This is a genomic window from Bradyrhizobium sp. (assembly GCF_049581145.1).
Lineage (GTDB): Bacteria > Pseudomonadota > Alphaproteobacteria > Rhizobiales > Xanthobacteraceae > Bradyrhizobium.
In genome coordinates, this window is record NZ_JBAURI010000335.1 from 1 (window position 1) to 5,361 (window position 5,361).

Annotated in this window: 5 protein-coding genes; all 5 read left to right on the top strand. The window is 59.4% G+C overall.

From position 1 onward, the window contains the following. Nucleotides 1-139 precede the first annotated feature (139 nt). The 5 genes from WCB02_RS11035 (at nt 140) to WCB02_RS11055 (ending at nt 5,290) form a co-directional block, all read left to right on the top strand. A complete protein-coding gene (locus WCB02_RS11035) occupies nt 140-1,417 on the top strand; it encodes a site-specific DNA-methyltransferase (protein ID WP_423958178.1) in 1,278 nt (425 codons plus the stop codon). Nucleotides 1,418-1,562: 145 nt separating this feature from the next. Further along, a complete protein-coding gene (locus WCB02_RS11040) occupies nt 1,563-1,901 on the top strand; it encodes a phage terminase small subunit P27 family (RefSeq protein WP_423958179.1) in 339 nt (112 codons plus the stop codon). Between the two features lie 338 nt (nt 1,902-2,239). Beyond that, nucleotides 2,240-3,367 (top strand): FAD-dependent monooxygenase, encoded by a 1,128-nt coding sequence (locus WCB02_RS11045; protein WP_423958180.1) that lies wholly within the window; start codon nt 2,240-2,242, stop codon nt 3,365-3,367. 208 nt (nt 3,368-3,575) lie between these two features. Beyond that, nucleotides 3,576-4,610 (top strand): aminoglycoside phosphotransferase family protein, encoded by a 1,035-nt coding sequence (locus tag WCB02_RS11050; RefSeq protein ID WP_423958182.1) that lies wholly within the window; start codon nt 3,576-3,578, stop codon nt 4,608-4,610. 230 nt (nt 4,611-4,840) lie between these two features. Beyond that, nucleotides 4,841-5,290: a hypothetical protein gene (locus tag WCB02_RS11055; RefSeq protein ID WP_423958183.1), complete on the top strand. Its 450-nt coding sequence runs from the start codon at nt 4,841-4,843 to the stop codon at nt 5,288-5,290. Nucleotides 5,291-5,361 lie beyond the last annotated feature (71 nt).

A 5,361-nucleotide genomic window follows, 5' to 3' on the forward strand; every position in this document is an offset into this window, starting at 1 on the left:
AAACAAGGCGGTCCAGCAACCGGGTCTCTCGCTTTCGAGTATTATTTTCCGGCGCGGCGCCGAGCCGAACTTCAACCCGAAAAAGTGTCGCGAAATTCCCGAGGGGGGGGAGGGTCATGACAAATCCTGAGGTGGCAACATGAACCAGATCGTGTCGCAGAGCGGACTCACGGCTGAAGAGGGGCTTCGTATCGAATACTGGCCAATCGAGCGGCTAATTCCTTCAGCGCGTAACGCTCGCACTCACAGCGCGGCGCAGGTGGCCGAGATCGCCGGGAGTATTAGAGCCTTCGGCTTCACCAATCCCCTCCTGGTTGGAGAGGGTGCCGACGTTGTAGCGGGCCACGGCCGGCTTGCCGCCGCCCGGCTGCTCGGCTTGTCCGAGGTGCCGGTGATTCCTTTGAGGAGCTTGAGCGAGATCGAACGCCGACAGCTGATGCTCGCCGACAACCGCATCGCGCTGAACGCCGGCTGGAATGCGGACATGCTGAAGTTGGAGCTGGCGGACCTCGGTAAGCTGGGTGCCGACCTGAAGATCCTGGGCTTCAGCGAGCAGGAGTTGGCGGCCGCCTTGGGCGCAGCGGCGTCCGGTTTGATTCACGAGGACGAGGTACCGGAGCTTTGCGAAACAGCTGTCTCCCAGCCGGGCGATATCTGGATGCTGGGGCCGCATCGTATCGGCTGCGGCGACAGCACGGACGCTAAGTTGGTGTCCGCCGTACTTGCGGCCACGTTGCCGCAGTTGATGGTCACTGATCCCCCCTATGGCGTTGAGTACGACCCTGCATGGCGCCACCGGCGGGGCGTCAACAACTCGGCCAGGAAGGACAAAATTCAAAACGACGAGGTCGCGGATTGGGCGCCTGCATGGAGCTTGTTTCCCGGCGAAATCGCCTACGTCTGGCACGGCGCCTTGCGCTCGACCATTGTCGCCGAAAGCCTGTTCAAAGCCGGCTTTGCGATCCGGGCTCAAATCATCTGGGCGAAGGAGAGGTTGGTCATGAGCCAGGGCGATTACCACTGGCAGCATGAGCCATGCTGGTATGCGGTTCGAAAGAAGGGGAATTGGACCGGCGACCGCAAGCAAACCACCCTCTGGAACATTCCGAGTGGTGGACAGGACGCTGACACCAGGCACGCAACCCAAAAGCCCGTGGAATGCATGCGCCGACCGATGTTGAACAATTCGAACCCTGGCCAGGCAATCTATGAGCCGTTCCTGGGAAGCGGCACCACCCTGATCGCGGCACAATCGTCCGGACGCGTCTGCTTGGCGATCGAGATCGATCCCCTCTTCGTCGATCTCGCAATCCGTCGCTGGCAAGCTTTCACAGGAGAGAGAGCAGTACGCGAAAGCGATGGCGCCCATTTTGAGGCGCTCGACCCGGCAACCGGACCGCTGGAGGCTGGCTCATGATCAATTGGCTGGACCGGGTGGCTTGATGCGCGGTCGTCGTCCGAAACCAACGAGGATCAAGGCTTTGACAGGAAATCCAGGAAAGCGTCCCCTGAACGCGCACGAGCCCCGACCAGAACCAGCATTGCCGGAATGTCCGCCGGAGTTGAGCCCCGGCGCCCAACGCGAATGGCTCCGACTGACCGGTGAGCTCTCGAAGCTAAACCTGATAACCAATCTCGACCGGGGAGCTCTTGCTACGTATTGCGGGGCCTATGCGATGTGGGCCGAAAGCATGGAGCAGATACAGAAGTATGGAACCATGGTGAAATCGCCCACCGGTTTTCCGATACAATCGCCATATCTTGCGATCGCTAACCGGCAGGCGGAAATCATGATGCGGATTGCGTCAGAGTTCGGCTTCACACCCGCTAGCCGGAGCCGCATTTCCGCGCCGCCTCAAGATCAACTTCCGCTCTTTGATGCCGCTGGGCCGGAAGGCTGACCGCTTCGCATGATATTTGAATGCTCTGGAAACTTCCCGTGGATTTATCTCCGCCGAACTCCCGTCTGGGGATATCCGTTGTTAGTGGAGGAGCCGAAGGCATTTGCTCATATTGAGGCTTTCGCATTTTGACCCGACTCGGACATCAGCCGCGCATCAACCGTGCCTTGCCTCAAGCGTTTCCGCCCCTATCAAAGTACACGTTTGAGCCGTAAAGATGCTTCCTCCAGAGCCAAGGGGTGAAAATACAACGGCGGTCCTTTCTCGGTGTATCGTCGGCCGGTTGGTCGCGCTGCCAAATACACTGTGAAGCGCTGTTCAGTGCTCGAAGTGAAACCATGTCCAAAATTGAACGCATACTCATCGTCGGTGCTGGCATGGCCGGGCTCGCCTTAGCCATTTCGCTAAGACGCCAAGGCTTGAACCCCGATATCGTGGAGCGCCAGCACGGGTGGTCCGTTCCCGGCGCCGGAATCTATCTTGTCGGCAACGCGATGCGCGCGCTCGGGTCCTTGCGCCTGGCTGACGAAGCCCTGCAAGACGGCTCGGTAATACGGACGCAGACCATTCTCGATGATCGGGGGCGTCAACTGGCCGTGATCGACACGGCGAGCGTGTGGGCGAAGTGCGGCCCTTGTGTCGGTATTCGCCGCGCCGAACTCCAGAAATCGCTAGTCAATGCATTGGGACCCGCAGACATTCAGTTTTCGACGACCGTGAGTGCCCTCGATACCTACGGGGCCGCCGCTGCCGTCCAATTCTCCAACGGCACTGAGCGTATGTACGACCTCGTAGTCGGAGCCGACGGCGTACGGTCATCCATTCGAACACTTGCGTTCGGGGGGGCGCAGCCGCGTTATTGTGGGCAAGTGAGCTGGCGCTTTCTCGTGCAGTGCCCGCCGTCAGTCAGTGGATGGACCCTCTTTGCGGGACACCACGGGGTCTTTCTGTTCATACCTGTTGGCCAGGGGCAGGCTTACTGCTACGCGGATGCCGCAGTTGCCGAGCCTCTCGATGATCCATTGGAAGGCCGACTGGAGCGACTGCGATCACGTTTCGCATCGTACGCAACCCCCGTGCCTGAGGCCTTGGCAGAGCTGCGGACTTCGGACCAGATTCACTTCGGCGCGATCGAAGATATCCTGCAGGAACCATGGGGCGCGGACAAGGTGTTGCTCATCGGCGACGCAGCTCACGCAACCTCTCCGAACATGGCGTCCGGTGCCGCCATGGCGTTCGAGGACGCGCTGGTACTGTCCAAACTCATCGTCTCGGGACAAGACGTGGCAAAAGTGACAAACGAATACACCAACCAACGAATTGCCCGGATCCGTTGGCTGCATGAACAGACCCGCCAACGGGACAGGATAAGAAACCTTCCACCATTGGTTCGCAATCTTATGACGCGCTTCCTCGCGAAATCAGCGTATCGGGCAAACTACGCGCCATTGGTCGAAGAGCTTTAGTTCAGCGCCCGGAGTCAAAGGCGGTGAGTGGTTTCCTCCGGCAATCAAACGGATGCAGTAGCATTTTCTGAAATTGTCGAGGCCGCGGGCATGTCGCTTAGTGGCACGAAACGTAAGTGCCCGAACGCACGGGTATTTCCGAAGCTGGGGGTAGACCGGCTGTGCCATCAGCCTGCCGGCCACAGCCGCCCTTGACCCGAAACGGAACTTGTCACGGCGTGGCATTGTTGCAAAATTCAAGACCCAATACCTTGCCAATATTCCCGCGGAATGGGTCGGATCGAACATGCGGAATGAAGCCGAAGAAAGAGCGCCCAGCGCCGAACTGGCTTCCGCGATCGCGGCGCAGGTGACGGGATGCTCGCCCGAGACCGTCTCGCGGTTCACGACGGGAGCGCAGCACTATGTTTACGAGGCCAAATTCGCTGGTCGGGAACCGGTCGTTGTGCGCATCGGAAGAACCACCGCGCACTCGGAAATGACCGGGGCTGTTTATCTATCCAGATTGTTGAGACCACGCGGCGTACCTTTGCCCGCAATCCTGGCGGAAGACGTTCAGTCCAATTTCCCTTGGCTGGTACTCGAGCGTTTGCCGGGCACGGACCTCGGCGCATGGATAGGGAATTTCACCGATAGCCAGCTGGATCGGATCGCAGCCACGGTCGCACAGGCACAATCGATCACCTCGGAAACCGGCTCGGCCGGTCGCTACGGCTATGCCGTTACGCCGGAGGAAGCTCCACATTCCGCCTGGTCACAGGTGCTCGATGCCCATCTTGCTCGGTCGCAGCGTCGGATCGCATCCGCCGGCCTGTTCGATATCGCCTTTGCTGATGTCGTGCAGAGCGAACTGAGCAGGATGCGCGACGACATCGACGCGATTCCGCCCAGGCCATTTCTACACGACACCACGATGAAGAACGTGATTGTTACGACGGAGGGCAGCGTGTCCGGAATCGTTGACGTGGACGACCTCTGCTTTGGCGATCCGCGTTACGCCGCCGCGCTGACATTGGCCGTGCTCACCGTCCAACGCGGCCCGCTGCAATATGTCTCCGCCTGGCTGCGGCACGCAGGGTTGTCCGACGACCGGCTCTTCCGATTGTACGTAACTCTCTTCCTGCTGGACTTGATGGCGGAGCATGGCCAAGTATTCAACGGCAACCAACGTCCGTCTTCGCCTCAGGCCCGAGCAGAGCTTGAACAATCGTTCAACGGCAGTCTTAGGTTCGCTCGGGCATAATCGGGGAGTGGGACAACCGATGGCGCCGCGCATGGCTCTGCAAGATGCAGTGTCTCTTCGTGGCACGAAGCCGCTGGGCCGGAATGTCGGCTCTTGCGTCGCTGTCGGGGGCAAATCGGACGTGACGCGGACAACGCCATCGGCCGAGAATGACCCCTTGCGGGCAGATCTACCCCCTCTGGATCACCACGCCCCCATCCACTAATCTGTAGACTGTTGAGGACGGGCAAGTGAAACTCAATCGCAGGGACATGATACATGGATACTCCGCCAAGAAGATTCGCGATTTCTTGGGCCACGGTCGCAATGGCGCGTTTTCCTACAGTGATTACTGCAAGGCCGAGATCTTCTTCGAAGTCGCCGATGACCATTTCGGTCGTGATGCGAAAGCTGTGACTGCCGAGTTGCTAAGACGCGGTTGGATTCTCAGAGGCTGGAGCCGTGATCTGAAGGAATGCACCGAGGATCAGAACACGGCAATCATGATCCTCACTCAGACCGGCAAGCAATCGCGGATTGTGTCTCTCAACAAACGTTTCTCCAGGGCAGACGGTGAGGCTGTGGTTGCCGAGTTAGTCGAGCGCGCGAAGGCGATTAATGTGAGCGTCGCCGCGTTTTTTGATGGACCGCTGAGCAAGAACTTTGATGGACTTCCGGCTTCCGCTTCCCGCGGCCTGTAGGGTGTTTGGGAAGCGGAAGTGGGAAGCGCTGCTTCATCCGGCGAGATGGTATCCGTCGGCGGATTTGATGA